Origin of the sequence: Halomonas nitroreducens (assembly GCF_003966155.1) — a bacterium.
In the GTDB taxonomy this organism is placed as follows: domain Bacteria; phylum Pseudomonadota; class Gammaproteobacteria; order Pseudomonadales; family Halomonadaceae; genus Halomonas; species Halomonas nitroreducens.
The window spans coordinates 13,021-39,660 of the sequence record NZ_RXNS01000018.1 but is presented as its reverse complement, the minus strand read 5'-3'; the positions used below and the strand labels follow the sequence as shown (position 1 = coordinate 39,660).

The window sequence follows — 26,640 nt, the reverse complement described above, 5'->3', positions numbered from 1 at the left end:
TATGGCCAAGGCCCCGGGGAATGTCACGTCGTGTAACTCTCGCTGCCGGCCGGGTGTCGCGCTGCAAGAGGCGTCTCCGTCTCCGTCGCCGCCTGTCGCAGTCGCTCCAGTCGCGCATAGAGATGCTCGGTGAAGAAGCCATGCATCAGGAAGCGCTGACTGAGATTCCAGGGCCCCACCAGGTAGTGCGGGTACTTGTTGTAGGCCATCTCGGCCAGCCCCGGGTCGCCGATCAGCTGGCCGATACGGATGGCCAGTGACTGGTCCAGGTTGAAGCCGTTGATGGCGTCGCGGTACTCCTCGCGGGTCAGCAGCAGGCAGAACAGGCACATGAACAGCCCATGGGCACTCTCGAAGTCCAGCACCTGGGTGCGCCGTCGGCGAACCCGGAGGTCCGCCATGGCGATCGGCCGCCAGTGCGTCCAGCGCAGGGTTTCCGGGGCCAGCGGGGCCGGGCGTGGCCGCCAGTGTCCCATGGCCGCGAAGGCGCGGAACAGCTCCTGGTCATGGTCGACGAAGCTCGCCTCCCGCATGTCCCGGATGCACCGGGGGTAGAGCGTCAGCGGGGCGACGTCCGCCGCCTCGCCGTTATCCACCAGGAAGTTGATCACGTTCGATTCGGTGGCGAAGTGACGCAGGATCAGCAGGTTGGCCTCGGGGCTGACCGCATGGGTGCAGAACCAGCAGATCAGCCGCTGCAGCAGCCCGTGGGCCCGGAACTGAGGCAGCGGCAGGCGCTTGAGGAACCAGATCACATGCAGCAGCGCCCCCAGCCCCCCCTGCAGCAGCGGGCGCAGCCACCAGCGGGTCGGGCGCTCGAGGTCGGCGAGCCACAGGCGCATGGCCTCGGGCTCGATGGGCAGCGAGTCGTCGACTTCCAGGGCCCGCAGGAAGGGACTGCGTCGACTAGTCATGATCCACCTCCTCGAGCTGCAGCACATAGAGCCGGGCCACGACCCGGGCGGTCCGCAGGATGGCCCGGCAGTCGGCCGCGTCGCGACAGACCCGGTCGAGCAGGGCATAGAGCTTGTCCAGGTGGGCGTCGTCATTCTCGCCGTGGTAGCGCATGAAGCGCGTGCAGCCGTCGTCGCCGGTGGCCGCCTCGACCCGGCGCGCCCAGTCGCCGGCCATTTTCTGGCCCAGCCCCTCGATGATCCACATGGCGCCGATCAGGTCCACGGGGTTGGGCTGGCTCGCCCGGTACATCATGAAGGCGTGCAGGGCCTCGCTGCCGGCATTGCGCTCGCCCTCGATGAGGGCCTGGCGTTCACCGCCGGCGGCCACGTAGTCCGCCTCGAGCATCTCGTAGTCGCGGTGTTCCTCCCGGGCATGGTCGATCACCATCGAGCGGACGTCGGTATAGCGGCGATCGAAGCTGGAGGCGCCGCGGGTGATCCAGCGCGCGCCCTCGACCACCTGCTGGCGCAGATGCAGCAGCAGGCGGCGGTGGTCCTCCAGGGTGAAGCGGCCACGCTCGAGACGCTGGATCACGGGGACGCGCCCCAGCTGGCGCTCGAACTCGAACCAGGTGCGCATCAGTCCCTGCAGGCACTCCTGCCCGGCCGGGGTGGTGACCTTGCTGTTCATGACGACTCCTTGACGACCGTCAGGTGCATGTAGACGTTGTTGAAGCGACCGCTCTCGGGCACGAAGCACAGCAGGGTGTCGCCCTCGGCGTAGCGTTGGGTGCGGCGGAACTCGTCGAGCATGATGAACAGCGAGGCGCAGCCGGTATTCCCCCGGCTGTAGAGGTTGGTGTACCACTTCTGCTCGGGAATGGCTGCCCCGGCCTGGGTGAGCATGTCGAAGATCTTGCCGCGGAAGTAATGCGACGAGTAGTGGCAGAGCAGGTGGTCGACCTTGTCCACCGCGACCCGGCCCTCGTCGATCAGCCGCAGCAGGCCGTCCACGCCGAGCTTGACCAGGTGGTCGAGCAGCCGCACGTCCTGGCGGATCAGCAACGCGCCGGCGGCCTCCGCCTCGGCGTAGGTGGGGTAGTCCTGCCAGCTGGCGTGGCCCTCGCCGGCGGCCGGCCGACCCACGCTCATGCACACCGGGAAGGCATCGGCGTGGGAGATGCCGCGGATCCAGTCGATGCGGAAACACAACTCCCGGGGACGCTTCTCCAGCAGCAGGGCCCCGGCGCCGTCGGAGAGCATCCAGCGCAGGAACTCGGCGTCGAAGTCGACCTCCGCCCCGGCGGCCTCGTAGCGGCTGGCCTTGAACAGCCGCGAGGCCAGCTCGCTGGCAATGACCAGGGCGTTGCCGTGCTCGCCCGCCTTCACGCCGGTGTAGGCCGCCTTCAGCGCCATCATGCTGCTCGAGCAGATGCCGTGGCTGGTGTTGAGCTCCACGTCCGACAGGCCGAGCTCGGCCTGCACCATGCTGCCGAAGCCCGGCAGCACCAGGTCACCCTGGCTGGTGGCCACGCTGAGCATCTCGATGCGCAGCTTGGCCAGGTAGCCCTGCGCCAGGCAGTCCTCGCCGGCTCGGGCGGCCATGGCATCGTTGCCGATGGTGGTACGGTGCTCGGCATCGATGGCGTAGTGGCGTTGCCGGATGCCGTTGGACTTGAGGATGCGTCGCTTCAGCCGGCTGGGCTTGCCATGGACCCGGCCGAGCACCTCCTCGATGCGCGCGTTGTCGACCGGCTCGCCAGGCAGGTGGTGGCCGGTGCTGGTGATGTAGACGCTCATGCCGCCGTCCTCCGTTGCTTGAGGGCGTAGCGCAGGCAGCGCAGGTTCTCCTCCGCGTAGGGGAAGACCGCCAGCAGCGCCATGAAGCCGAGGTAGAGGGGCAGGTAGCCTTCGCCGCCATGGGGCGCGTCGAGGGCCACCAGGTGGAGCTGGCCGGCCCAGTCCAGGGCCAGCAGGTCCCGCATCACCGGCCAGTTGATCACCACGATCATGGCCAGCATGTAGAACGGCAGGCTGGCCAGGTAGCTATGGGCATGCATCTCCCAGATGCTGATATGCCGTCTCGGTGCGGCATAGTGCACGTCCCAGTGGGCCACCAGCTCGTGCAGCAGCCAGGCCAGCAGGCAGATCAGCAGCACCAGCACGTTGACCCGGTAGAGCAGGCAAAGAAGGATGGGAATGCCGACCTGCACCCCCATCAGCGAGTGGACCAGCGATTCCCTCAGCCCCGAGGTGGCCTCGATGCGGGTGGCCCGGTGGCAGCACCAGTCGACAAAACCGGCAATGCCCCACAGCGGCAGAAAGACAAACAGCAGCACCTGAATCAGCAGCGAATGCGTATCCATCAGCGAACCTCGCGGCGGCGTCGATGGTAAGGGGTTGGCATGATCGAATCTCCCGTCCCTGGAAGTTTTGAAACAGTGTTCGTGAACTAGCCTAGTCGACCTGTGCGGAAATGCAAACGACTGTTTGAATTCGCTCGGGCAGTCGGCAGGCCTCCCTGTCCTGGCCGATCAGCGCACCGCGGCGCGACCGTCGAGTCCCCCATGGCATGGGGGAGGGGAGTAATATAAGTCATTTCGGATAAGCCTGCCCTGCATCCGTCCTCGTCCGGGCGCGCGCGTGCCTGAGCGGCAGACGGGCGGGGGAGTGGGAGTGACACCAGTGGTCGTGGATCGCGGGTAGGGGCAGGGGCGAGGGGACGTCACCCACGCGAGGGACTAGCCTAGTAAAGCGGCAACAGGCATTTTCCACTCGGTTTCCTGGGACGTTCACATGACAAGCTCGACTTCTCTCGGCGTCATGCTCGGATGGTTGCTGTTCGCGCAACCCGGTCTCGCCCAGGGGACCGCCGGCAATGGCTGGGTCCCGGGCACCGGAGAGCTTCCGCTCGGGCCGGTCGAGACGATCCTGCTGGACCATGCCGTGAGCACCCTCTCCGCGTGGGTCGCGGAGCACCGGGCCTACCGTGAGCCCGCTCAGCCCGGGGTCGCCATGGAGAGCGAGGCACGGCTCAAGCAGCGCTGTTTTCCGGCGTTTCCGGTCGAGCTGATTCCCGAGGTCAAAAGCGCCTATGACCCCCAGGAAGGGACCATCTACCTCCGCGAGGATTTCGATATCTTCTCGGCGCTCGATTACAGCTTCCTTCTCCACGAGATCGTCCACCATTTCCAGGTCCGCAATCGCGCGGACGAGGTGGCCCCTTGCCGCGGTGCGCTCGAAGGGGAGGCGATTCGCCTGCAGCTGGACTGGCTGAGGGAGCAGGGCAATGCCGACCCCTTCGAGGTGCTGGGTATCGACACCAAGACCCTGCGGATCATCGAACGTTGCCCGAACCACCACCAGGCGCTCTCCGAGTCACCGGCAGGCAGCCCGGCCGACGCCTCGTGCTGATGCCGGCCTGGCGTCTTCGGCACCGGGCGGCATGGGGCACTATGCTGGAGTCAGCCCTCGGGGCTTCACGTTCTTTTGCCACCCTTCGGGAGGTGCACCATGACGACCACGATGCTTTCCGCGGCCCGCCTCGGACGGGGCCTGCTGTTGGCGCTGCCCCTGGTGGCTGGCGCGGCCCTGGCCAGTGAGGGCCATGACCTGACCTTTCAGGGCGATGCCAGCTTCAACGGGCCGCATGGCGGCCAGGCGATCCAGGCGGCGCTGGTGGACACCGCCAATGGCGACACCATCGCCGTGAAGACCGGTGAGGTGTCCGCCGACGGCGATCCGGCGTTCTCCTTCGAGTTCCCCGGCGTGTTGCAGGAAGGCGGCAGCTATGCCGTCCACTACTGGATCGATTCCAACTTCGGGGGCGGCAGTGCCGGCAACTGCGACCCCATGAACAACGACCACCAGTGGAGCGTGACCATCGAGCCCGCCGGCGAGGCCACCACCCATGTGGAGAGCCACGATCCCTCCGCCCTGACGGCCGTCTGCGATACCTTCCAGTAGCCCCGCCACACTGGCACCAACCATCACGGGCCCGGTGATGACCGGGCCCATGCCGTGTCGGCGCGGGCGCCGTCGACCGATGATGGTAACGGGCCCTCGCCCGTCACCTAGTCGGGGTTGTGCGCCAGGAAGAAACGCACCGCCGGGGCGTCACTGGCGCGCCAGGCGCGAACCTGTGCTGACCGCTTGCCACCCGGAATCACCAGGGGCGCCGGAAGCGCATGGCGGTACAGACCCGTTCCCGCGACATCTGCTCCGCCGCCGTACGGGGCAGCTGGCCCGCTTCCTTGGCCCGGCCGAGCGCCTCGTCCAGGTTGTGGCGGATCTTCTCCTCGATGCGCGCCAGGGCCTCCCCCTGGCTGCCGTTGGCGTGTTCGACCGCGGCGCAGATGACCCCGCCGGCGTTGACGATGAAGTCCGGCAGCACCAGCACGCCCCGCTCGGCGAGTCGGCGCTCGGCCTCCTCGGTCGCGGGGATATTGGCCCCCTCGGCCACCACTTTGGCCCTGAGCCGGTCCACGTTGCCCTCATGCAGTACATCCGGTCGCGCCGCGGGAATCCACACCTCGCACTCGACATCGATGATGGCGTCCCGGTCGCGGGCCTCGCCGTCCCGGAACCTGGCCACCGCATGGCCCTCTTGCTTCCAGTCGATCAGGGCCTGCACGTCGAGCCCCTCGGGGTGGACCAGGGTGCCGCCGGAATCGCTGACCGCCACCAGCACGGCGCCACGTTCGGCCAGGTAGCGCGCCGCATGCCGGCCCACGGCGCCGAAGCCCTGGATGGCGATGCGCGCCCCCGCGAGGCGGAAGGCGCCGTGGGCCTGGGCCTCCTCGATGGCTGCGGCCAGGCCGAATCCCGTGGCGCCGATCTCGTCCAGGGGAATGCCGCCGAGCTCACGGGGCAGGCCCACCGCGCGGCCGGTCATGTCATGCACCCAGGCCATGGCGATCTCGTCGGTGCCCATGTCGGGGCCGGGAATGTAGTCCGTCACCTCGCGGATCGCGTAGCCGTAGGCGCGCACCAACCGCTCCTTGTCGGCAGTGGGCATGTGGGAATCGGCGAAGATCACCGCCTTGGCTCCGCCGTGGGGCAGGCCGGCCGAAGCGTTCTTCAGCGTCATGGCCCGGGCCAGGCGGGCGCACTCCTCGAGGCTCACGTCCGGGGCCATGCGGGTCCCGCCGATCGCCGGGCCGGCCGCGACGTTGTCGATCACCAGGATGGCGCGCAGCTGGGTGGCGGGGTCATGCAGGTAGAGGACCTTCTCCGGTCCCAGGTCGTCGGTCAGGTCGAAGGCGTCGCTCATGTGCCTGTCCTGTCAGGGGGGCCTGCCTACAAGCTAGCAGCCCCGGGCGGGGGCCGTGACGGACGTCATGTGGGGGGAGACTTCCCGTGGAATTCCCATGGGCCATCGTGGTCCCTACCCTATGTGTGAAGAGTTGGCCCGCACGGGGATCGGCAGGGTCGCCAGCCGGCGCCACCGGCGTCGGGCAGTCGCCGGGGAGGTGAGATGAACATTCGTGATGCCACCAAGGCCCATGCCAGGGACCTGGCCTATCTGATCAACCTGGCGGGCGAGGGCCTGCCCGAGTACCTGTGGGGGCAGATGGCCACGGGCAGCGAGACGCCGATGGACGTGGGCGAGCAGCGCGCCGCCCGGGAGGAGGGCGGTTTCAGCTACCGGCACGCCAAGGTGTGCTTCCAGAAGAAGAAGCTGCTGGGGATGATCCTGGACTACCGGTTACCGGACCCCTACGACCTCGATGACCTCGAGGATTGCCCGCGCGTCGTCCAGCCGCTGCTGCGCCTCGAGGCCCAGGCACCGGGCAGCTGGTACATCAACGCCATCGCCACCTACAAGGCGGCGCGTCGCCGGGGCGTGGCCAGCCTGCTGATGGCCCAGGCCGAGGCCTCGGCCATCGCCGCCGGCTGTACCGAGATGAGCTTGATCGTCGCCTCCGAGAACAGCGTGGCCAGGACCTTCTACGAGCACCAGGGCTTTCGCGAGGTGGCCGCGCTGCCGGTCGAGCCCTATCCCGGCGGCAAGCATGGCGGTGACTGGCTGCTGATGACCAAGCGCATCGATGCCGCCTAGTCGGACGCCTTGGCCTCCAGCCCATCCTGCAGCTTGGCCAGCAGGGCATTGAGGGTCTGCTGCTCCTCGCGGCTCAGTGTCTCCAGTGCCCGGGTCTCGTTCTCCAGATGCTGCGGCAGGGTCTCGTTCACCAGGCCTAGGCCGGCCTCGGTGAGGGTCACCAGCATGCTGCGCCGGTCGGCAGGATTGGGCTGGCGGGCGATCAGCCCGGCCTTCTCCAGGCGGTCCAGCTGGTGGGTCATGCCCCCTGACGAGACCATCAGCGCCTCGAACAGCTGGGTCGGGGTCAGCGCGTAGGGGGCGCCGGCCCGACGCAGGGCCGCCAGCACGTCGAACTCCCGAAGTTGCAGGCCGCGTGCCTTGAAGAAGGGCTCGAGGTATTGCTGGCTGAGGTGCCGGCCGACGGTGGTCAGTCGGCCCGCCAGCTCCATGGGCAGCAGGTCCAGGTCGGGCCGTTCCCGGCGCCACTGGTCGATCGCAACACTCACTCGGTTCATGGGGCTTGCTTCCTATTTATCTTGATATTAAGATTCTTGTCATCGTGATACACGATGCCAAGCTATAGGAGCCCAAGGATGACCAACGCCCACCTCGGACACAAGCGCTACGATCGCAGCGGGCTCAAGGCCCTGGGTTGCCTGCTGCTGGTGGGGACCCTGCTGGCCATGTCGCTGACCGTGGCCAAGTTCGCGGATGCGGCGGCCCTGCCTCGCCTGACCTTCCTGATGGTCGCCATGGCCATCGCCAGTGGTTGCCTGCTGCTGATCGCCCTGCCGCGTCGCGGTGCGTGGCGCCTCGACCGACGCGTGCTCGAGTACGCTGCCATCGCCGGCAGCCTGCTGGCCCTGCCCAACGCGCTCGGGTTCCTGGCGGTACGCCACGTGGGGGCGGGGTTCATCTCGCTGAGCTTCGCCTTCCCCCTCCTGGTGACCTGGCTGCTGGCCGTGCTGCTGCGCCTCGAACCGCTGCGCGGGGATCGCCTGAGTGGCGTGCTGCTGGGGCTCTCCGGCGGCATCGTGCTGGCGCTGTCCAAGGCCGGCGCCGGCGGTGGACCGCTGGGCTGGTCGTTGCTGGTCCTGCTGATGCCGGTGGCCCTGGCGTTGGGCAACATCTATCGCACCCTGCGCTGGCCGGCGGAGGTGCCCCTGGTGTACCTGACCGCGCTGGTGCTGGCCGGGGCCGCCCTGACCCTGCTGCCGTTCAGCCTGGCCATGGAGCCCGGACGAATCGGCGAGCTGTTCGCCTCGCCGGTGGGCCTCGGATTGCTGGGGTTCGAGGTGGCAGTGTTCACCGTGCTCTACCTGTTCTTCTTCATCCTCCAGCGATTGGCCGGCCCGGTGTACCTCAGCCAGATCGGCACGGTGGCGGCCACCGTCGGCACCGCCGTCGCCGTGCTGGTGCTGGGCGAGCCCGCCCCGCCCAACCTGGCGCTGGCGGCCGGCCTGGTAATCGCCGGCACCCTGATCTTCCAGCGCGCCACGGCCAGTCGGGCGACGCCCGCGCCGGCGGCGTCTTCCTCCCCGCGTCCCTGACGCCACCACGTTCCCCTGACACATCCGGAGGTCACTGCATGTCCCTCGATACCGCCCTGAACTGGCGCTATGCCGCCAAGCGCATGAACGGCCAGCGCATCCCCGAGGCTACCCTGGAGCGCATCCTCGATGCGGCCCATCTCGCCCCCTCCTCCTACGGCCTGCAGCCCTATTCGGTAGTGGTGGTCGACGACCCGGCGCTGCGCGAACGCTGCCGGCCCGCCGCCTTCGACCAGCCCCAGATCGGCGAATGCTCGCACCTGCTGGTGTTCGCCACCTGGGAGACGAGCGGGGCGGCCGAGGTCGATGCGTTGATCCGCCTGATGGCCCGGGAGCGCGGCCTCGAGGAGGCGAGCCTCGCGGGGTATCGCGAGACCCTCAAGGGGGTGGTCAACGGCTTCGCGAGTGCCGAGGCTCGTCGGCACTGGGCGGCCAAGCAGGCCTACCTGGCGATGGGCATGGTGCTGGCCGCGGCGGCCCTGGAACGGGTCGATGCCACGCCCATGGAGGGCTTCGATCCGGCGGCCCTGGACGCGGTGCTGGGCCTGGAGGCACGCCGGCTACGCAGCGCGGTGGTGGTGGCGCTGGGCTACCGTGACGAGGACGCCGACCGGCTCGCCGGCCTCAAGAAGGTGCGCTGGCCGAGGGAACGCGTCATCGCTCGGGTAGCCTGAGCACGAGTGGCGCGGGCCGGGCGCCCTGTGCGGACGCCCGGCCCGGGGCATTCGGCGCTCGCGGGTCAGCGGCCTGCGCGGAGGCGGGCTTCCATCTCCGCCTCGGCCTCCAGGCTCTCCCGGTCGCGGAAGATAGTCGCCACCGCCAGGAGGCGATCCTCGGCGATGAAGCGCGCGGTGAAGTCGTGGGCCGCAGGATCGCCGTCGGTCTCGATGCGCTCCCAGTGCGTGGCATGCCCCACGTAGTTGATGCCGATGTCGTAATGCTGGCTCCAGAAGAAGGGCACGGCGGCCCGGGCATCGCCGGCGCCGAGGATATTGCGGGCGGCGCGCTGCCCCTGGCGCTGGGCCACCGCCCAGTGCTCGATGCGCACGCGCTCGCCGCTGATCGGGTCCGGCCAGCGGGCGATATCGCCGGCGGCATAGATGTCCGGCTTGCTGGTTTCCAGGGTGTCGCTGACCCACACGCCATCGTCCACCGCCAGGCCCGCCGCCTCGGCCAGCGCGGTGCGAGGGCGCACGCCGATGCCCACCACCACCAGGTCGGCGTCGAGGCGGTCGCCGCCCTCGAGCTCGACCGCGTCGGCGGTAATCCCCGTCACGCGCTCCACCAGGTGGAAGACCACCCCCTTCGACTCGTGGAGCTCGCGGACGAAGTCCCCCAGCGTCTCGCCGAGGACCCGCTCCAGCGGGCGCGCCTCGGGGGCGACGACATGCACCTCGAGCCCGCGCTCGCGCAGCGACGCCGCCACCTCGAGGCCGATGAAGCTGGCGCCGACCACCACGGCCCGGCGAGCACCGGCCTCGACGGCACTGATCAGCGTCTCGCTGTCGTCCTGGCTGCGCAGGGTATGCACGTGCGGCAGCTCGGCACCGGGCACCAACAGGCGCACCGGCTCGGCGCCGGTGGCCAGCAGCAGGACCCCATAGTCCAGGGTCTCGCCGTCGGCGAGGCGCAGCCGCGCGGCCTCGGGCTCGATCGCCGCCACTTCGGTGGCGAGCCGCAGGCTGATGTCGTGCTGCGTATAGAAGTCATCGCCGCGCAGGGGAATCCAGGCGGCCTTCGCCGTGCCGGCCAGGTAGTCCTTGGAGAGGTTGGGGCGGTCGCAGGGTGGCGCCGGATCATCGCTGACGATCGTCACCGGTCCCGTGTAGCCCTCGCGGCGCAGCATCTCCGCGGCGGCCTCGCCGGCCGCCCCGCCGCCCACGATCACCACCGAGGACGGCGAGCGGGCCGGGCGGCGCTCGGGACCGGGCTCGGCACGCTCCCGCACGATCACCCGGTCGCCGGTCACCTCGGTCTTCCAGCAGGCCAGGCCGTCCAGTGCCGGGGCGGCCAGGACCTCGCCGTTGCGCAGGCTGAAGCAGGCGTGGTGCCAGGGGCAGCGCAGGGTGTCGTCGACGATCAGGCCATCGCCGAGCGGCGCGCCATAGTGGGTGCAGTGGGCGCCGACGGCATGGAAGTCGCCGCCGCTGCGGGCCAGCAGCACGGCCTGATTGCCGACATGGCCGGTGATCATCTCGCCCTCGGCCAGCTCGCTCAGTTCGATGCCGGCGGCCAGGTCCGGGCCGCTCGGCGTAGAGGCAGCACTCATGGCGGTGCTCTCCTGTCGGGCGCCTCCGGCGAGCCGGAGGCGCCGGGGCGTTGGGCGTGGATCAGTCCACCTGTGTGGCGATCCACTCCGCGTATCCGTCGATGAACTTCTGCAGGAAACCCTGGCAGCGCTCCGTGGGCCGGCCATCCTCCTCGAAGAGCTGATGGGCCTGGCTGAGATAGGTCTCGGGCTGCGGCATGCAGCGCACGTTCAGGTTGACCAGCGACTGCCGCAGGTGATGGCTGGCACCGAAGCCGCCCTGCATCGAGGGCGAGGCGCTGATGACGGCGCCGGGCTTGCCGGCCCAGACGTTGTGCCCCGGCGGTCGGGTGCCGATGTCCAGGGCGTTCTTCATCGCCGCCGGCATCGATCGGTTGTGCTCCGGGGTGACGAACAGTACCCCCTCGGCCGCCTGGATCCGCTTGCGGAAGACCCGGTAGGGCTCGGGGGAGTCGTCGTCGAAATCCTGGTTGTAGAGCGGCAGGTCGCCGATCTCCACGATCGCCAGGTCCAGGCTTGCCGGCGCCAGGTCGATCAGGGCGTTGGCCGCCTTGCGGTTGAACGAGGCCTTCCTGAGGCTGCCGACGATGACCGCGATGGGGGTTGGCTGACTCATGGGCTGTCACTCCTGCGGCGAAGGAAACGGCATGAGTCACTATAGAAGCTGGTTCGGGGCCTGTCGGGGTTGATCGGGCGCAGTCTAGAGCTTCACCTTGCCGCGCAGCGCCTTGGTCTTGCCCTTCTTGACCTTCTTGTCGACCCGGCGGCGCTGGGAGCCCTTGGTCGGCTTGGTCGGCTTGCGGGCCTTCTGCTGCTTGATGGCGCGGCGGATCAGCTCGCGCAGGCGGGCGAGGGCGTCTTCCTTGTTCAGCTCCAGGGTGCGGTGGCTCTGGGCCTTGATGATCACCACCCCCTCCTTGCTGATGCGCTGGTCGGAGAGCGCCATCAGCCGTTCCTTGTAGAAGTCCGGCAGGCTGGAGGCGGGGATGTCGAAACGCAGGTGGACCGCCGAGGACACCTTGTTGACGTTCTGTCCGCCCGCGCCCTGGGCGCGGATCTGGGTGATCTCGATCTCGTGGTCCGGCAGTTCGACGGTGTTGGAAATGCGTAGCATGGGGCCTCGTGGGGTCGGGGTCACTCGCCGCGGCGCAGCGGGTCGAGCAGCTCGCTCAACCCGTTGTGATCGATCTCGTGCATCAGCTGCAGCAGCCGGCCGATCTGCCCCTCGGGAAAGCCCTCGCGGGCGAACCAGTTGAGGTAGGGGCCGGGCAGGTCGGCGATCAGGGTGCCCTCGTACTTGCCGAAGGGCATGCGCAGGGTGACCAGGCGTTCCAGGTCTTCGGGGTTCACGGAACTCGCTCCTCGGCGCGCGGGGGGGGCGGTAAGCATGGCGTGGCAGCTTACGGCACCGGGCCGCCGTCGGCCAGGCCAGTCGGCCTATCCTTCATGCTAGGCTGGCCGTTCGCGCGATGCGCCGTCTCCGAGCAGGCCCGCGACGACAGGCAACTCACAGGGAGGAAGAGAGCATGACGACACTGGTCATCGGCGCCAACGGCCAGATAGGCCGACAGTTCTGCTTGCTGGCCCGCGAGGCCGGCGTCCCGATCAAGGCGATGATTCGCCGCGAGGCACAGTGCGCCTGGTTCGAGGAGCGCGGCATCCCCACGCTGGTGGCCGACCTGGAGGGCGACTTCCGCCATGCCTTCGCGGGCTGCGACCAGGTGGTCTTCACCGCCGGCTCCGGCCCGCATACCGGGCCCGACAAGACGCTGCTGATCGACCTCTACGCCGCGACCCGCGCCGTCGACCTGGCCCGCGAGCGGGGACTCGCGCGCTTCGTGATGGTCAGTGCGCTGCGTGCCGAGGATCCCCAGGCGGCCCCCGAGAAACTGCGCCCCTACATGGCCGCCAAGTTTGCTGCCGACGCCTACCTGCGCTGTGCCGGCGTGCCGTACCTGATCCTCAAGCCCGGCCGGCTGACCGACGAGCCCGCCACGGGCAAGGTGGCCACCTCGCTGGAGGAGACCGGCGGCGAGAACACCGTGTCGCGGGCCAACGTGGCGCATGCCCTGCTGCACCTGGTGCACTCCCGTGGGCTGATTGACCGGGAGTTTCACCTGCTGGACGGAACCCGCTCGGTCAGCGACGCCCTGGTGTGACAGGTCATCGGCCCGGGTGGCGGGTCGATGGGGCTCACGCCACCCGGGTTCGGTTGCGACCCTGTCGCTTAGCCTGGTAGAGCGCCCGGTCGGCGCGCTCCAGCAGGGCCTCGCCGCTGTCCCCTTCCGCGAGGCCCGCGATCCCCGCGGAGACCGTCAGCGCCAGGTCCGGCTTTCCCAACCTGGCGTCCTCCAGCCGGGCGCGCAGCCGTTCGATGGCCTGCTCGGCCGCCGGCCGGGCCGCGCCGGGCAGCATCACCAGGAATTCCTCGCCGCCCAGCCGGGCCAGCACGTCGTAACGGCGCAACTCGGCGTGCATCACCTCGGCGACGCCCTGGAGCGCCTCGTCACCCATGGCGTGGCCGTGGCGGTCATTGATCTGCTTGAAGTGATCCAGGTCGCAGATCGCCACGCACAGGGGCGTGCCCTGCCGGCGAGCGCGCGCGATCTCCTCGTCCAACCGGGCCAGGCCGGCCCGGCGGTTGAGCAGTCCAGTGAGCTCGTCGTGCCGGGCCAGGAAATCGAGCCGTCGCTCCAGGCGCTTGCGCTCGGTGATGTCCGTCACATAGGTGGCCTTCTTCACCGCGCCATGGCCATCCACGAGGCGCACCGCCTCGGCGATGATGCTGCGTTGCGCGCCGTCCTTGCGCACCACTTCCCACTCCTGGCGGATCTCCCGGGCATCCTCGCCCTGGATAAAGCAGTCGTGCAGCTGGCTGAGCATGCTGCGGTGAGCCTCCGGGACCACCAGGGTGAAGTGCTGCCCGAGCAGTTCGTCCTCCCGATAGCCGAAGAAGTCGCAGTAGGCGGGGTTGACCATCTCGTAGATGCCGTCGGCGTTGGTGATGCAGATGCCAATGGGAGCGGCGCTGATCAGCCGCGGGATGTTGTCGGGATGGCTCAGTGTCAGCGACATGCGGCAACCCTCGGCGAGCGGGGGGGATCGAGCAGGGCGTCGATACGCTCGCTCGGATCGTCGGCCAGGGCGTCCAGGGCCGGCCGGGCGAAGTAGTAGCCCTGCTGGAGCGGAATGCCCGCCTGGAACAGCCAGCGGGCCTCTTCGGCCTGCTCCACGCCCTCGGCGATCAGAGTCACGCCGAGCGGGCGGGCCATGCCGACCAGGGCCCGGATCAACGCCTGACGGCGGGCGTCGGCATGGCAGCCGTTCACCAGCTGGCGGTCCAGCTTGAGCTTGTCCGGGTAGAGGTCGGCCAGGATATCCAGATTGGCGTGGCCGGTGCCGAAGTCGTCCAGCGCCACTCGGAACCCCATGCGCCGATAGGCGGTGATGATGTCCATCAGGTGCCGGCGGTTCTGCACGCGCTCCGACTCGACGATCTCGAAGATCAGACGCTCCAGGGGCCAGCCTACGCGCTGCGAGACCTCCAGGGTGGCCTGGAGGCAGGCTTCGGGCTCGTAGACCGCATTGGGCAGGAAGTTGATGGAAAGCGGGACGGGCATGCCGAGGCGGCTGGCCTGCTCGATGGCCTTGACCCGGCACGCCTGGTCGAAACGGTAGAACAGCTTGTCGGTGACCTGGGCCAATACCTGGCCGGCCGGCTCGCCTGCGGGGCCGCGCACCAGGGCCTCGTAGGCATGGATGCGCCGACGTGCCACATCGACGATGGGCTGGAAGGCCATCCGGATGGCGAAGGGCAGCTCCCCCTCGCAGCGCTTGCAGTGGCCCGCGACCCGTGCACAGTGTCCCATATGGGCTCCCCGTCGTTGGCCGTCCCTTGTCCCGGCTCAGGCATGGTGCCGGGCAGAATGACGGCCTGTATCAGCTTTTGTTTGTACATATCATTATTTATGTAGTGCTTTTGTACAAGTTTTTGGCGCTTTTTTCGTGCGTCCCCTCAGGAGCCGGGGGAGAGGACAAGCCTCGGGGCAATACCACGGCGGGCGGGCTGGCCTTTTCCGCGACACGGGGACAGGATGCACTCCCTGCCACGACGATTCGAACGCATTCAGAGACGCAGCATGTCCAAGACCCCGCAAGACGCCGAGCTACCGGCGCAGGCCCGAGCGCTCCTCGAGCGCGCCCCCGAGGCCACCCTACCGATGACCTACCAGCGCCTTGCCGAGGCGCTGGGCCTTACCCCGCCGCAGACCATTCGGCGAGTGGCCCGGGCGCTGGAGAGCCTGATGAAAGAGGATGCCGATGCGGGACGCCCCTTGATCGCTGCCCTGGTGGTCAGCCGACGGGGCGAGGGCCTGCCCCGAGAGGGCTTCTTCGCGCTGGCCGTGGAACTGGGCCGTTTCTCGCCCGACCCGGCCACCCATGTCGAGGCCTGGCGGGAGGAGTATCGCCGGGCACTCGAGAGTCGCCCCCCGGCAGGCGCTGCCGACAGGTAGCTCGCCCCGGCTGCCCGCGACGCGCCAGCGGCTTCGCAGGGTTTCGGGTCTGCTAAGCTGGCTGAGGCAACAGACGAGATACCGGACAACACCAATGGAGGGGATGGCACGGCTCGCCTGGGGAGACATGCGATGCAGGCGAGATGGCCCTGCCGCGAGACGACGTCGCATCCTCGCCGCACGAGGCGCTGGCGCATTCGCAGGCGCCGCCATTTCGCGAGCCAGGCGACCTCGAGTCCTGAAGGTAGGTGTGGGCCGTCCCCGACTTGCGCCCGATGCTTGGGAAGGAGAGACGCCATGCCGATGTTCAAGAGCTGTTTGTCGATAAGCGCCATGCTGGCCGCCCTGGCGATGCTGGGCGCCGCGCCCCCTGCGCTGGCGGAAGGTGACCATGATCTTACCTTCACCGGGACCGGCAGCTTCAACGCGCCCCACGGAGGTCAGACGATCCGGGTCGCGGTGTTCGACGTGATGGAAGGGGAAGTGGTCGCGAGCCAGTCCGGCCAGGTGGCAAGGCAAGCCCCCGAGGCCTTCTCCTTCTCCTTCCCCGGGGTGCTCCAGGAGGGCCATCTCTATGACATCCATTACTGGATCGACTCGAACTTCGGGGGCGGTAGCGAGGGGGGCTGTGATCCGGTCAATATCGATCACCAGTGGCGCGAGGCGCTGCATGACATCACCGAGGCCGTCACGCTGCAGGTCGAGCACCGGCCTGAGGATCAGGCACCGGTGTGCGCCACCTTTGCACAGTGAGCATCGCCGCTAGCCTGGCGTGACGGCATCTCGCCGCTTCCCGGCAAGCCAGGAAGCGGCGAGATGCGCATTGGCGCGCCATTCGGCAGGCCTGGCGTCGGCCACCGGCGGGTGGCCGTTGGCTTACATCTGCTCGGCCAGGTAATTCTCGCGGCCCACCAGCTTGATCAGCCGGAGCTGCTGCTCCAGCCAGTAGGCGTGGTCCTGCTCGGTGTCGGTGAGCAGTGGCATCAGCACGGTACGGGTCTGGAAGTCGCGTTCCCGCTCGCATAGGGCGATGGCGGCCTTCAGGGCGTCACCCACCTCATATTCCAGCTGCAGGTCGTTGGCGAGCATCTCCTCCACGTCCTGGCCGATGCGCACCGGGGTACGGGTGTGGATATCGGGCTTGCCCTCCAGGAACAGGATCCGCTCGATGAGCTGTTTGGCATGGCCCTTCTCGTCGTCGAACTCGTGGGCGATGCGCTCGTGGAGCTTGTGGAGGCCCATGTCGGCGTACATCTCGGCATGGATGAAGTACTGGTCCATGGCGGCGAGCTCGGCGGCGAGCAGTCCGTTCAGGGCATCGATGATCTCGGGAGTGCCTTTCATGGGGATCCTTTCCTGTCGCAGGGGGTTAGCACGGCATCCTAGGCAGAACCGCGTTGATGGTCAAATTATCCTTTAAATTCATATGTTTGAGACTGCCTTTGCGTGCGATTCGCAATTCGTTTCACGGCCCGGTGGCGACCCGGGCTAGCCCAGCCTGCCTGCGGCTTCGACCAGCCAGTCCCGGAAGGCGCCCAGGCACGGGGTCGGCTCACGGGACTTCAGCCACGTCAGCCAGTAGCTGCCCAGAGAGATGCTGGTGGGGAAGGGCTGCACCACCTCCCCCATGGCCAGGGCATGAGTAAACATGCACGGTGGCAACAGCGCGACGCCGGCGCCCTGCCGCGCCGCTTCCATCATCGCCAGTGAGGAGTCGAACAGCATCGTCCGCAACGGCGGTGGGGGAGCCACCCGCGCCGTCGCGAACCACTGGGGCCATTCCTGCTCGCGATACGAGCGAAGCAGGGTGTGGGAAAGAAGGTCCGTCGGGTGCGCCAGGCCCGCGGCCAGCGCAGGCGTGCAGATCGGCGACAGCGGGGCCTCGCACAGCGGCATCGCCTCATTGCCGTGCCAGGTACCATCGCCGAAACGAATCGCACAATCCAGGCCCTCGGTGGCCAGGTCGACCTTGTTGTTGTGGGTGGAGAGACGCACCTCGATCAGCGGGTGGCGGGCATGGAAGTCATCCAGTCGCGGCAGCAGCCAGCCCACCGCGAAGGTACCGACCGCCCCGACCGTGAGGATCTCGCGGACCTCGCCGTCCTGCAGGCGTTGCAGCATCTCGCCCATACGGTCGAAGGCGTCGCCCATGACCGGCAGCAGAGCCTCGCCTTCCGGGGTGATCGCGAGGCCCCGAGGCAAGCGGCGGAACAGGCGACGATTCAGGTGCAGCTCCAGCTGCTTGACCTGATGGCTGACCGCCGCCTGGGTGACATGCAGCTCCTCGGCGGCACGGGTGAAGCTGGCATGCCGGGCCGCCGCTTCGAAAGCGCGCAGGGCATTGAGCGGCAGGTAGGGGCGCGTCATTTGAGGCCAAGCTCAGCTAATGGGCCATGCAAGATAACATGGTTTGTTCGCTCGTTGATCGGGCGGCTACTCTTGGCAACCCACCCCCATCAGGCAGCGCATGGTGGCAACATCCGACGAGAGAGAAAGGGACCATGAGACGTTTACCCACCTTGCTAGGCCTGACTCTATTGACCCTCCTGCCGATACCGGCGCTGGCCGGCGACTGGCAGCCACGCCCCGACTGGGCCGAGCTCTTCGCCGAGCACGGGGTCGAGAACGGCACCCTGGTGATCGTCGACCAGCGAGAGGGCCGCGAGGGGCTCTGGGTGGTGAACCCCGAGCGCGCCGGCGAGCGGCTCTCGCCGGCCTCCACCTTCAAGGTGCCTCATGCGCTGTTCGCGCTGGATGCCGGCGTGGTGGAGGACGAGTTCGAGGTGTTTCCCTGGGACGGAGTGGAGCGTGACGTGCCGGCCTGGAACCAGGACCAGACCCTGCGCTCGGCACTTCGCTACTCCACCGTCTGGGTCTTCCAGCGCCTGGCCGACCAGATCGGCCGCGAGCGCGAGCGGGCCTACCTGAGCGAGATCGGCTATGGCAACGCCACGGTCGGCGATGACGTCGAGCGCTTCTGGCTCGACGGCAGTCTGCGCGTCACGGCCCTCGAGCAGGTCGACTTCCTCGAACGGCTCTACGCGATGGCGCTGCCCTTCGCCGAGTCCGACCAGCGGCTGGTCAAGGACATCATGATCAATGAAGCCGGCCGCGACTGGATCCTGCGTGCCAAGAGCGGCTGGGATGGCCGGGTCGGCTGGTGGGTGGGTTGGGTGGAGCGGCCGAGCGGTCCGGTGTTCTTCGCCCTGAACCTCGATACCCCCGAGCGCCTGGCCGACCTGCCCAAGCGCGAGGCCATCACCCGCGCGGTGCTGCGTCGGCTGGAGGCGCTGCCCGCGGCGGAGTGAGCGCCGCGATCACCGCGAGAGGCGGTTACAAGGCCGTCTCTCGCCTGAGGGTTCAGTGGCCGGCCCGGCGTTCCAGTGCCTCCAGGTAGGCCTGGATGCGCGCCGCATTGGTGCCGAGGTCGCTCTTGCCGACCCGGGAGGCGGAGCGCATGTCGACCCGCACGCCGTCGTCCGTCTCGGTCAGGCGGATCACCACGTCGTCCCGGAAGCCGAACCAGCGAGTGGTCGCGGTGGCCTCGATACGCGTCGGCTCGACGGCGGCGATCTCCCAGCCCTGCTCCCGGGCCGTGGCCTCGGCGGCAGCCCGGACCTCGCCGAGCGTGGCGTCCAGGGTGAGCGGCCCAAGCCGCGGATAGCCGGCCCGCTGCTGGCGAGCGGTGGCCTCGCCGGGATAGGCAACGGCGTTGGGTGCGGCCTCCCGGGCGGTCACCAGGGCCTCGAAGGCAGGCGGGTTCTCGAGATCGGTGGTGATGTCGTGGATCGGCGGCACGCTGCGGGCGAGCTGCATCAGCTGGGCGGGCAGGGCCACCATGCTCGCCCCGGCGATGATCACCAGAGTGCCCACCAGTGCCACCCGCCAACGCCGGCAGAGCATGGCGACGACCAGCGCCACCAGGGCCACGGCCCCGGCGCCGATCACCAGGTGCGCTCCCTGGCGCAGCCACGAAAAGGAAGTGGACAGCGACACCAGGTCCAGCCGGTAGGCCGGCCCGGCGCCACCCATCAGCAGGGCCGCCACGATCAGCAGGATCACCGCCAGCCAGGCGAGGCGCGTGGGCCACTTGCCGCCGCGCTGGCGCGGCTTGAACGTCAAGGATGACATGCTGGTTCCTTCCCCCGTTGCTCCCCACAGGCCCTCAGCATACGTGCTGGACCGCCATCCTGCCGACCGTTTCCGGGCGAGCGAGCCATGGCCCCGGGATGCTAGGCTGGCTAAGCCGCCATGCCGGCCCCGTTACGCTGCCCGCCCCTGGGGAGACGCCTGCCGATGCCCTTCGTCCGTGGACCCGCCGCCGTGATCCGTGACGCCGGCCCGCGGGACGCCCGCGATATCGCCCGCATCCATGTGGGCGCCTGGCACGATGCCTATGCTGGCATCGTGCCCGATGGCTTCCTGCGGCGCCTCTCGGTGGCGCGCTTCACCCGGCGCTGGCTCGCCTCGCTGGCGGCCACGCCGGGCGGCACCCTGGTGGCCACGGCGCCGGGCGGGCGCGTGGTGGGCTGGGTCGCCATGGGGCCCAGCCGCGACAAGGACGCCGCCGAGGCCGGCGAGGTCTACGCCCTTTACCTGCGGGCCGAGCAGTGGGGGCGGGGCGTAGGCCGGGCGTTGCTGGCCGCCGCCGAGCGGCGGCTGGCAGGGGATGGCCACCGGCTGGCCAGCCTCTGGGTGCTCGAGGCGAACCAGCGGGCGCGGCGCTTCTATGCCCGGGTCGGCTACTCGCCGGACGGCCGCCGGGAAACCATTCGAATCGGCGGCAAGGCACTGCATGAGCTGCGCTACCGCAAGCCGTTGCGTTGAGCGGGGGCCGAGAGTTGTGAGCCCCTCCTCCTCATCGTGGGTCATGACCGCCGTTTAAAAAGATCAGCGTATGGAGCGGCAGCATGCTGCCAACACTGATCAAGGGGGCGGGTCGTTAGCGAGCCGGTCGATCCACCGGCAGATGCTGGCATTGTGCTTCGATACCTCCCGTGAGTTCTGCCCCAGGATGACGAAAGGAGGAAGACGATGAACCCAGCGGAATACCTGAGCGCTTATGCCCAAGGCTGGTCCCGGGGCGACGCCGACATGATCCTGCAGGCAACGGCGGAGGGCTACACCTTCGATGATCCCAATGCCGGCCACGTGACCCGGGAGGCGTTCTCGGAGTACCTGGTGACATTGAAGGAGGCCATCGCGGCCCAATGCCATGGCCGGATCCCGGAACCGTTCATGGAACTGTCCGAGGTCCTCACCCAGGAAGAGGCGGGGGTCCTCACGGCGTCATGCTGGTGGGCCGTCCCGGGCACGACGCTCAAGGGCAGTGGCCTGATCAAGGTCGACGCCAACGGCGTGCGCTCCGAGGTGATCACGTATTATGCGAAGCCTGGCGGGTGAGCGGCATAACGATCGCCAGGTCGCAGGACCCCCTCCATCGAGTCGTTGCTCGCCCAGCGCTCGGTCCGCCCGCCTACCGAGCAGCCGATCTCACATCTGGTCCCGGGTCGCAGGGGCAGCCAGGCCTCCGCTCTCGCTGGCCTAGGAAACGGGAGCATGTCGGTCGGTCCAGTACCAACTGATCGCCATGGTGGCGGCGATCACCACCGCGACCACCGCCAGTGACCAGCCGATGGGAATATGGACCCAGGGTTCGATCAGCAGCTTGATACCGATGAATGCCAGCACCAGCGCCAGCCCGTAATCGAGCAGAGAGAAGCGCTCGGCCAGGCCGGCGAACAAGAAGTACATGGCGCGTAGCCCGAGGATGGCGAAGATGTTGGACGTCAGCACGATGAAGGTGTCGCGGGTGATAGCGAATATTGCCGGAATGCTGTCCACGGCGAAGATGATATCGGACACTTCAACCATGATCAGCACCACCAGCAGGGGGTGGCCCAGAGTTTTCCCTGGTCGCGTAGGGTGAAGCGATTGCCATGCAACGACTCGGTGATACGCAAGTGGCCACGCAGCCAGCGCAGCAAGCGATTGTCCTCCACGTTGGACTGCTTGTTCGCGCTCCAGGCCATCTTGCCACCGGTGAACACCAGGAAGACGCCGAAGACGTAGAGGATCCATTCGAAGTTCCTGACACCGATCAGGATGATGATCACGCGCAGCACCACGGCACCCAGTACACCATAGATCAGCACCCGACGTTGGAGCTCCGGTGAAATCCCGAAGAAGCTGAATAGCGTCAGCCAGACGAAAACGTTATCCACCGACAGGGATTTCTCGATCAGATAACCGGTCAGAAACTCGGTTGCCTTGTTGTTGGCTATCGAGAGGTCTTGAGTCGTGTACAGGTAGGCCCATAGTCCGGCGCCGAACAGCAAGGACACCAGTACCCACAGCAGCGACCACAGGCCAGCCTCCCTCATCGACACCCTGTGGGTGTCGCCACGTACCAACAAGTCCACTGCCAGCATGACCACCACGATGACGGCAAAAATTCCCCAGAGCCACCAGGCTTCGCTCATGTTCATCGCTATCCTCCTCCCTGAATACACGGGCCCATCCGGCGCCGGTGCAGGTCATTCGCGCTTTGGCCACGATGCCGAGACAAACGCTTTCCCGGCCGTGCCCTCTACGTCATGTCTCTGAAGCTCTCTTCTGCCGGTGCCTGGCTTGATCGCCTGGACAAGTCGCCACACGCGCTGTGGCTGCTGTTCGTCGCTTCGATGATGGAAACCCTGATCGTGCCCATCCCCATCGAGGCCATCTTGATACCCTGGATGATGTGCCACCCTTATCGTAAATGGACCATAGCCAGCGTGGCCCTGGCGGGCAATCTCGCGGCGGCCGCCCTCGGCTACCATCTCGGTGTCCTCGCCATGGAACACTGGGGGAACGCGGTGATCGGCCTGTTCGGCGGCCAGGCGGCCTATGAGGATTTTCAGGTCCGTCTGCAGCAGGATGGCTTCATGGCGCTACTGGCGATTGGCCTCGTGCCGATCCCCTTCCAGACTGCCATGTTGGTCGCCGGTGCGAGCGGCTATTCGTTTGTACTGTTCATGTCGGCGGCCATGCTGGCCCGGGGCGCGCGCTATTTTTGTCTGGCCATCCTGGTGGCCCTGCTGGGGGATGCCGCCTGGCGTCTATGGAGGCGCTACTCCACCCCCATCGGTCTGGTCGGTGTGGTGCTGTTCGGGGTATGGATCTGGTTTCAGGGTGTGCCTTGAGTGTCCTCAGATACGCGATTCCGGCAGGCCCTTCTGAAGGACCGTCGTGCCGAGCGATCTCTGCTAGCCTGACAAACGGCCAGTGACGTTTAACCACCGAGGAGAACGATCATGCACGTATGGAAGCTAGTCCTCTTCACTGCTATCGCCACCGCTATCTCCGCGCCCGCCTGGGCAGAGGCCGACGGCGACACGGCGCTCAGCGTCGCACAGAGCGATCAGTATGGCAGCTACCTCACTGATGGCCAGGGCCGGACGCTGTACCTGTTCACCAGGGATCAACGGGGGAAAGGCGACAACCAGGCGAAAAGCAATTGCCACGATGACTGTACCAGTGCCTGGCCACCGCATACCGTCGAGGGTGAGCCGCAAGCTGGTGAGGGGCTCGACCAGGCCCTGGTGGGGTCCATCGAGCGTGACGATGGCGCCACTCAGCTCACCTATGGGGGCTGGCCACTCTATCGCTTCGTCAAGGATCAGGCTGCCGGCGACGTCAATGGACAGGACGTTCACGGCTTTGATGGCGAGTGGTACCTGCTCTCGCCGGACGGGAGCAAGAACGAGGCCGAGTAGAAGGGCCATGCCATCAGGATATCGTCCCGACTACCGGCTAGCCGAGGCAGGTATCGTCATGAGGCGGGGGCTGCCACATCCATCCGGGGGTGACGGGAATGCCGGACGCCCTCGACTTCGAGCGGCGGCAAGGCCTTCGCGTGTCGTCAGCTGCATTGCCTCCCTGGGGCGCGACGTGGCTCGCGCCCTTGCCTGATAGCAGTCCCCGCTCACGCCCCGTCGACACTTCTTCATGGCACTAGACACTTCGGGTGGTCCATCGCCGGCCCCTTCTGCGACTCAGGGCGGCGAGATCGTGGTGGAAGATGATAAGCCCGCTAGGTATCTTGGCCGGATCACGTTCCCGGGCCAGGGGCGCCGATACCCTGGCCGAGTTTTCCTGACTGCATGCCGCGAGGTCCCATGAATCCCACCATCGAGCTGCTGAAATCCCATCGTTCGATCCGCAAGTTCACCGACCGGAAGATCCCCCATGAGCTGCTGCGGGAGCTGATTCGGGCCGGCCAGAGTGCCGCCACCTCCAGCCACGTCCAGGCGTACAGCGTCATCCACGTGACCCACCCGGCCAACCGCGAGACGATCGCCGAACTGGCCGGCGGCCAGGCCTATGTGGCGAATGCTTCCGACTTCCTGGTGTTCTGCGCCGACATGAAGCGCCCCACCGAGGCCTCCGAGCGTACCGGCGCCAATGTGGTGCGCGGCATGACCGAGCAGCTGCTGGTGGCCAGCGTCGATACCGCGCTGATGGCATAGAACGTGGCGATCGCCGCGGAATCCGAGGGCCTGGGCATCTGCTACATCGGCGGCATCCGCAACAACCCCCAGGCCATCAGCGACCTGCTGCGGCTGCCCGCGCATGTCTACCCGGTATTCGGCATGTGCCTCGGCTACCCCGCCCATGACCCGGACGTGAAGCCCCGCCTGCCGGTGGAGGCGATCCTCAAGGAGGATCACTACGACGAGGATCACGAGCAGGTGGTCGCCTTCGACGACACCATGCAGTGCTATTACCGCGAGCGCCGTAGTGGCAACAAGGACACCGACTGGTCGCGCAACCTCACTCCGCTGTTCGACACCAAGCTGCGCCCGCACATGCGCGACTTCCTGGTCGAGCGCGGCTTCGAGATGAAGTAGGGAGAGTGGCAATCGACTTGTCGCCCATATCGTGGACTGCCGGAGTCCTCCCATGCGGGAAGATGATTCAAGGCCATGACCCAGGGTGGGGAGGGAAGCGCAGATAAAGTTTTCCGCACTGGATCCAGGCCGGTCGCAGGAAGTGATCGCGCTGTTTGCCGGCGTGTTTGCCGACTCACCCTGCCAGACGCTGCCGGGGCCTTCCTGCTGTCGCCCGTCGCCGTGGCGACACCTCACCAGGGCAAGGGCGTGGGGCAGCAATTGATCGCCTTCGGCATCGAGTGCCTGAAGACCCAGGGGGTCGATCTGGTGTTCACCTACGGCGATCCGGGCGTCTACGCGAAGGTCGGCTTCTGCCCCATAGGCGAGGCGTGCGTGAAGGCGCCATTGACGCTCAGTCATCCCGAGGGCTGGCTGGGGCAGTCCCTGACCGGTGACACCATCGAGCCGGTTCCCGGGGCGACGCGCTGTGTCGAGGCACTCAATAAATCACACTATTGGTAAGTGCCCCCGCGAGTGTGAGGCACGCCCCTTGCCACGGGCGACACCTCTGTCTATGAGTAAATCAATGGGCTGCCGGCGGGAGTGGCCCAGTGGCCGAGGAAGGCAGCAGGGCACACCCGCCATCCTTTGTTTCGAGGTGCATCGCATCAAATACCTCTGGGCGGTCGTCTTCGTCATCGTACTGGTGTGGTCGGGCTTAGAGCCCAGGGACCGGGCCACCTGGTGGCTGGAGGTGTTTCCGGCCATCGCCGGGGCCATGGTCCTGCTCTTCACCTACCGGCGCTTCCGGCTGACCCCGCTGGTGTACCAGCTGATCCTGCTGCACTGCCTGGTGCTGATGGTCGGGGGGCATTACACCTATGCAGAAGTGCCCTTCTTCGACGGCTGGCTGGGATCGGAGCGCAACAACTACGACAAGCTGGGCCACCTGTTCCAGGGCTTCGTGCCGGCCCTGATCGCCCGGGAAGTGCTGATCCGGATGCAGGCGGTCAACGGCCGGTGGTGGCTCAGGCTCTTCGTGGTATCGCTGGCGCTGGCCTTCAGTGCCTTCTACGAGCTGATCGAGTGGTGGGTGGCGCTGGTCTCCGAGGAAGCCGCCGACGCCTTCCTGGGGACGCAGGGCTATGTCTGGGACACCCAATCGGACATGGCCCTGGCGCTGGTCGGGGCGATCGGCGCCCTGGCGTTGCTTTCCAGGGTGCATGATCGCCAGCTCCGCCGGCTGACCACGGGAGGGCGGTGAGGCGCCTCAGCCGTGGATATGGCGCAGCCGGGCATCGCGCCGCAGGCGCAGCATGGTGATCACGTTGGTCAGGAAGATCAGGCTCTCGGCGAGGGTGCCGCCGAGCGAGCCGGCCAGCAGGTTGCTGATGACCCAGCACAGCGCGGCGCCGGCCAGGGCGGCGCGCATGGCGATCCCGCGCAGCATGAACATGCCCCAGGTGCCCAGCAGGCCCGCGGCCAGGGCCGGGATGTCACGCGGGCCGCTCCAGGTCATCACGGCCATCGCCACGGTGGCCAGGAGCATGCCGGTCATCAGCCCGCGGTGCCGCGGAAAGCGGCGTACCAGGGCGATACGCAGCACGATCAGCGCCGAGATCCCGGCCGCCACCCAGCTCTGGAACAGCGCGAACTGCGCAGCGAAGGCGACGTTGGCGAACAGCAGCAGCACGAACAGCCGCTCGTCGCGCTTGCTGGCGAAGGCCACCAGGCACAGGGCGAGGGCCACCAGGCTGACGCCCTGGCCCAGCAGCCATCTCAAGCCGATGTCTTCCATGAACCATCCGCTGATGAGGGGAACGTGAGGGGAGGGCGCCAGGCTAGCACGCCACCCTTGCACCGGGCGTTATCCCGGCAGGCGGCGCCCCTGGACCTCATGGCCGAGGCCAATGCGTGGGAGGGACGTGAGGGCGCCGCCGCCGGGCGCGCTGGAAAGGGGTTACTTGAAGCGGGTGCGCGCCCGCTGGAGGGACTCGCTCAGGGAGCTCCAGGCGCGCTCCGCGCCGGCCTTGACGTCGTCCCAGGCATCGTCGCTGGCGTTGCGCATCTCGTCGAGCTTCTGGCGCATGTCGTCCCGTTTCGCCTCGAGCTGGTTGATCTCCTGCTCTTGCTCCTGCTGGATGCGCGCATCGGCCTCGGCCCCCCGGGCGCGTGCCTTCAGCTTGTCCACCTCGGCCTGCAGCTCATCCAGCTTGGCGCGCAGCTTCTGCTCGTAGGCATTCCTGTCGCTCATGGGGCTCTCCTTCCGTTTTCCGGTTCATGGAACCTTGAAGATAGCCTCTCGTGGGGCGCTCGAGGGCTTCCCGCAGGGTGGCATAGTGACGGGGGGCGGTGGCAAGACGAGACTGCCCGACACGTCCCCCGCCGCAGCGGGAATGCCCTCGGTAAGCGCGAGGATGTCGGTGTCGGGACAGGAGCGGGTGCGCATGGCGAGCTCGGATCGGGCATGAATCTGGTACCGTGGCGGGGGAGCT

34 protein-coding genes and 1 pseudogene are annotated in these 26,640 nt (G+C 67.7%); 16 read left to right on the top strand and 19 right to left on the bottom strand.

Going from position 1 to position 26,640, the window contains the following annotated elements; genetic code table 11:
- Positions 1-23 precede the first annotated feature (23 nt).
- Genes EKG36_RS16785 through EKG36_RS16770 form a run of 4 tightly spaced genes read right to left on the bottom strand, consistent with a single transcriptional unit; the run spans position 24 to position 3,262 of the window.
- A complete protein-coding gene (locus EKG36_RS16785) occupies positions 24-914 on the bottom strand; it encodes a DUF6999 family protein (RefSeq protein ID WP_126486196.1) in 891 nt (296 codons plus the stop codon).
- Positions 907-1,587, bottom strand: a complete 681-nt coding sequence (locus tag EKG36_RS16780) for an iron-containing redox enzyme family protein (RefSeq protein WP_126486193.1) — start codon at positions 1,585-1,587, stop codon at positions 907-909. The genes EKG36_RS16785 and EKG36_RS16780 overlap by 8 nt, the downstream gene beginning before the upstream one ends.
- Positions 1,584-2,696 (bottom strand): beta-ketoacyl-ACP synthase III, encoded by a 1,113-nt coding sequence (locus EKG36_RS16775; protein ID WP_126486191.1) that lies wholly within the window; start codon positions 2,694-2,696, stop codon positions 1,584-1,586. The genes EKG36_RS16780 and EKG36_RS16775 overlap by 4 nt, the downstream gene beginning before the upstream one ends.
- Positions 2,693-3,262 (bottom strand): diguanylate cyclase, encoded by a 570-nt coding sequence (locus tag EKG36_RS16770; protein WP_126486189.1) that lies wholly within the window; start codon positions 3,260-3,262, stop codon positions 2,693-2,695. The genes EKG36_RS16775 and EKG36_RS16770 overlap by 4 nt, the downstream gene beginning before the upstream one ends.
- Before the next feature lie 430 nt (positions 3,263-3,692).
- Here EKG36_RS16770 and EKG36_RS16765 point away from each other — a divergent pair, with 430 nt between their 5' ends.
- Together EKG36_RS16765 and EKG36_RS16760 are read left to right on the top strand one after the other, a co-directional pair.
- Positions 3,693-4,310, top strand: a complete 618-nt coding sequence (locus EKG36_RS16765) for a DUF6647 family protein (protein WP_126486187.1) — start codon at positions 3,693-3,695, stop codon at positions 4,308-4,310.
- 99 nt (positions 4,311-4,409) lie between these two features.
- A complete protein-coding gene (locus tag EKG36_RS16760; protein ID WP_246007544.1) occupies positions 4,410-4,862 on the top strand; it encodes a hypothetical protein in 453 nt (150 codons plus the stop codon).
- A 199-nt stretch (positions 4,863-5,061) separates the two neighbouring features.
- Here EKG36_RS16760 and EKG36_RS16755 read toward each other — a convergent pair whose 3' ends face one another.
- The gene (locus tag EKG36_RS16755; protein WP_126486186.1) at positions 5,062-6,168 is read right to left on the bottom strand and encodes a Glu/Leu/Phe/Val family dehydrogenase; all 1,107 of its coding nucleotides are present in this window, start codon (positions 6,166-6,168) and stop codon (positions 5,062-5,064) included.
- 204 nt (positions 6,169-6,372) lie between these two features.
- On the opposite strand from EKG36_RS16755, the gene EKG36_RS16750 reads away from it, so the two are divergent.
- Positions 6,373-6,957, top strand: coding sequence for a GNAT family N-acetyltransferase (locus EKG36_RS16750; RefSeq protein WP_126486184.1), 585 nt, complete (start codon positions 6,373-6,375; stop codon positions 6,955-6,957).
- On the opposite strand, the gene EKG36_RS16745 is transcribed toward EKG36_RS16750, so the two are convergent.
- On the bottom strand, positions 6,954-7,454 hold the full coding sequence (locus EKG36_RS16745; protein ID WP_126486182.1) for a MarR family winged helix-turn-helix transcriptional regulator: 501 nt from the start codon (positions 7,452-7,454) through the stop codon (positions 6,954-6,956). The two genes, EKG36_RS16750 and EKG36_RS16745, sit on opposite strands and share 4 nt — an antisense overlap.
- Positions 7,455-7,532: 78 nt before the next feature.
- Here EKG36_RS16745 and EKG36_RS16740 point away from each other — a divergent pair, with 78 nt between their 5' ends.
- Together EKG36_RS16740 and EKG36_RS16735 are read left to right on the top strand one after the other, a co-directional pair.
- The gene (locus EKG36_RS16740) at positions 7,533-8,489 is read left to right on the top strand and encodes a DMT family transporter (RefSeq protein ID WP_126486180.1); all 957 of its coding nucleotides are present in this window, start codon (positions 7,533-7,535) and stop codon (positions 8,487-8,489) included.
- A 38-nt stretch (positions 8,490-8,527) separates the two neighbouring features.
- Complete coding sequence (locus tag EKG36_RS16735; protein WP_126486178.1) at positions 8,528-9,163, top strand: NAD(P)H-dependent oxidoreductase; 636 nt, start codon at positions 8,528-8,530, stop codon at positions 9,161-9,163.
- Between the two features lie 65 nt (positions 9,164-9,228).
- On the opposite strand, the gene EKG36_RS16730 is transcribed toward EKG36_RS16735, so the two are convergent.
- The 4 genes from EKG36_RS16730 to EKG36_RS16715 all read right to left on the bottom strand — a co-directional run bounded on the left by EKG36_RS16730 (position 9,229) and on the right by EKG36_RS16715 (position 12,108).
- Positions 9,229-10,758 (bottom strand): FAD-dependent oxidoreductase, encoded by a 1,530-nt coding sequence (locus tag EKG36_RS16730; RefSeq protein ID WP_126486176.1) that lies wholly within the window; start codon positions 10,756-10,758, stop codon positions 9,229-9,231.
- A 61-nt stretch (positions 10,759-10,819) separates the two neighbouring features.
- Positions 10,820-11,374 carry an NADPH-dependent FMN reductase gene (locus EKG36_RS16725; protein WP_126486174.1) on the bottom strand — a complete coding sequence of 185 codons (555 nt, stop codon included), beginning with the start codon at positions 11,372-11,374 and terminating at the stop codon, positions 10,820-10,822.
- Positions 11,375-11,458: 84 nt separating this feature from the next.
- Positions 11,459-11,872 carry an alternative ribosome rescue aminoacyl-tRNA hydrolase ArfB gene (gene arfB, locus EKG36_RS16720; protein WP_126486172.1) on the bottom strand — a complete coding sequence of 138 codons (414 nt, stop codon included), beginning with the start codon at positions 11,870-11,872 and terminating at the stop codon, positions 11,459-11,461.
- 20 nt (positions 11,873-11,892) lie between these two features.
- Positions 11,893-12,108 (bottom strand): DUF3820 family protein, encoded by a 216-nt coding sequence (locus tag EKG36_RS16715; RefSeq protein ID WP_126486170.1) that lies wholly within the window; start codon positions 12,106-12,108, stop codon positions 11,893-11,895.
- Between the two features lie 176 nt (positions 12,109-12,284).
- Between EKG36_RS16715 and EKG36_RS16710 the strand changes: the two genes are divergently transcribed.
- The gene (locus EKG36_RS16710) at positions 12,285-12,917 is read left to right on the top strand and encodes an SDR family oxidoreductase (protein WP_126486168.1); all 633 of its coding nucleotides are present in this window, start codon (positions 12,285-12,287) and stop codon (positions 12,915-12,917) included.
- Positions 12,918-12,951: 34 nt separating this feature from the next.
- Here the strand turns inward: EKG36_RS16710 and EKG36_RS16705 are convergent, their stop codons facing one another.
- Positions 12,952-13,833 (bottom strand): GGDEF domain-containing protein, encoded by an 882-nt coding sequence (locus EKG36_RS16705; RefSeq protein ID WP_126486166.1) that lies wholly within the window; start codon positions 13,831-13,833, stop codon positions 12,952-12,954.
- Entirely contained in the window at positions 13,824-14,627 is an 804-nt protein-coding gene (locus tag EKG36_RS16700) for an EAL domain-containing protein (protein ID WP_126486164.1), read from the bottom strand. The genes EKG36_RS16705 and EKG36_RS16700 overlap by 10 nt, the downstream gene beginning before the upstream one ends.
- 270 nt (positions 14,628-14,897) lie before the next feature.
- Here EKG36_RS16700 and EKG36_RS16695 point away from each other — a divergent pair, with 270 nt between their 5' ends.
- Together EKG36_RS16695 and EKG36_RS16690 are read left to right on the top strand one after the other, a co-directional pair.
- Entirely contained in the window at positions 14,898-15,272 is a 375-nt protein-coding gene (locus EKG36_RS16695) for a hypothetical protein (RefSeq protein ID WP_126486162.1), read from the top strand.
- Between the two features lie 297 nt (positions 15,273-15,569).
- A complete protein-coding gene (locus tag EKG36_RS16690; RefSeq protein WP_126486159.1) occupies positions 15,570-16,025 on the top strand; it encodes a hypothetical protein in 456 nt (151 codons plus the stop codon).
- 123 nt (positions 16,026-16,148) lie between these two features.
- Here EKG36_RS16690 and bfr read toward each other — a convergent pair whose 3' ends face one another.
- Together bfr and EKG36_RS16680 are read right to left on the bottom strand one after the other, a co-directional pair.
- Positions 16,149-16,616, bottom strand: coding sequence for a bacterioferritin (gene bfr, locus EKG36_RS16685; RefSeq protein WP_126486158.1), 468 nt, complete (start codon positions 16,614-16,616; stop codon positions 16,149-16,151).
- Between the two features lie 144 nt (positions 16,617-16,760).
- Positions 16,761-17,639 (bottom strand): LysR family transcriptional regulator, encoded by an 879-nt coding sequence (locus EKG36_RS16680; RefSeq protein ID WP_126486156.1) that lies wholly within the window; start codon positions 17,637-17,639, stop codon positions 16,761-16,763.
- Between the two features lie 134 nt (positions 17,640-17,773).
- Between EKG36_RS16680 and blaOXA the strand changes: the two genes are divergently transcribed.
- Positions 17,774-18,580 carry a class D beta-lactamase gene (gene blaOXA, locus EKG36_RS16675; RefSeq protein ID WP_126486154.1) on the top strand — a complete coding sequence of 269 codons (807 nt, stop codon included), beginning with the start codon at positions 17,774-17,776 and terminating at the stop codon, positions 18,578-18,580.
- Between the two features lie 52 nt (positions 18,581-18,632).
- On the opposite strand, the gene EKG36_RS16670 is transcribed toward blaOXA, so the two are convergent.
- Positions 18,633-19,403, bottom strand: a complete 771-nt coding sequence (locus EKG36_RS16670; protein WP_126486151.1) for a DUF1499 domain-containing protein — start codon at positions 19,401-19,403, stop codon at positions 18,633-18,635.
- Positions 19,404-19,568: 165 nt separating this feature from the next.
- Between EKG36_RS16670 and EKG36_RS16665 the strand changes: the two genes are divergently transcribed.
- Positions 19,569-20,099, top strand: a complete 531-nt coding sequence (locus EKG36_RS16665) for a GNAT family N-acetyltransferase (protein ID WP_126486149.1) — start codon at positions 19,569-19,571, stop codon at positions 20,097-20,099.
- Positions 20,100-20,306: 207 nt separating this feature from the next.
- Complete coding sequence (locus EKG36_RS16660) at positions 20,307-20,675, top strand: nuclear transport factor 2 family protein (RefSeq protein ID WP_126486147.1); 369 nt, start codon at positions 20,307-20,309, stop codon at positions 20,673-20,675.
- Between the two features lie 141 nt (positions 20,676-20,816).
- Here EKG36_RS16660 and EKG36_RS20990 read toward each other — a convergent pair whose 3' ends face one another.
- Together EKG36_RS20990 and EKG36_RS20985 are read right to left on the bottom strand one after the other, a co-directional pair.
- Positions 20,817-21,146, bottom strand: coding sequence for a TerC family protein (locus tag EKG36_RS20990; protein WP_281274436.1), 330 nt, complete (start codon positions 21,144-21,146; stop codon positions 20,817-20,819).
- Between the two features lie 2 nt (positions 21,147-21,148).
- Positions 21,149-21,760, bottom strand: a complete 612-nt coding sequence (locus EKG36_RS20985; RefSeq protein WP_281274435.1) for a TerC family protein — start codon at positions 21,758-21,760, stop codon at positions 21,149-21,151.
- A 108-nt stretch (positions 21,761-21,868) separates the two neighbouring features.
- On the opposite strand from EKG36_RS20985, the gene EKG36_RS16650 reads away from it, so the two are divergent.
- The 5 genes and pseudogenes from EKG36_RS16650 to EKG36_RS16630 all read left to right on the top strand — a co-directional run bounded on the left by EKG36_RS16650 (position 21,869) and on the right by EKG36_RS16630 (position 25,409).
- Positions 21,869-22,456, top strand: coding sequence for a YqaA family protein (locus EKG36_RS16650; protein WP_126486145.1), 588 nt, complete (start codon positions 21,869-21,871; stop codon positions 22,454-22,456).
- 111 nt (positions 22,457-22,567) lie between these two features.
- Positions 22,568-23,029: a COG4315 family predicted lipoprotein gene (locus EKG36_RS16645; protein WP_126486143.1), complete on the top strand. Its 462-nt coding sequence runs from the start codon at positions 22,568-22,570 to the stop codon at positions 23,027-23,029.
- A gap of 402 nt (positions 23,030-23,431) precedes the next feature.
- A pseudogene (gene nfsA / locus EKG36_RS16640) lies at positions 23,432-24,163 on the top strand (oxygen-insensitive NADPH nitroreductase).
- A gap of 249 nt (positions 24,164-24,412) precedes the next feature.
- Positions 24,413-24,667 (top strand): hypothetical protein, encoded by a 255-nt coding sequence (locus EKG36_RS21030; protein WP_126486141.1) that lies wholly within the window; start codon positions 24,413-24,415, stop codon positions 24,665-24,667.
- Positions 24,668-24,803: 136 nt separating this feature from the next.
- Positions 24,804-25,409 (top strand): DUF2238 domain-containing protein, encoded by a 606-nt coding sequence (locus tag EKG36_RS16630; RefSeq protein ID WP_246007543.1) that lies wholly within the window; start codon positions 24,804-24,806, stop codon positions 25,407-25,409.
- Positions 25,410-25,415: 6 nt separating this feature from the next.
- Here EKG36_RS16630 and EKG36_RS16625 read toward each other — a convergent pair whose 3' ends face one another.
- Both EKG36_RS16625 and EKG36_RS16620 read right to left on the bottom strand, forming a co-directional pair.
- Positions 25,416-25,943, bottom strand: a complete 528-nt coding sequence (locus EKG36_RS16625; RefSeq protein WP_126486139.1) for a YgjV family protein — start codon at positions 25,941-25,943, stop codon at positions 25,416-25,418.
- 162 nt (positions 25,944-26,105) lie between these two features.
- Positions 26,106-26,399, bottom strand: coding sequence for a sll1863 family stress response protein (locus EKG36_RS16620; RefSeq protein ID WP_126486137.1), 294 nt, complete (start codon positions 26,397-26,399; stop codon positions 26,106-26,108).
- Between the last annotated feature and the right edge of the window lie 241 nt (positions 26,400-26,640).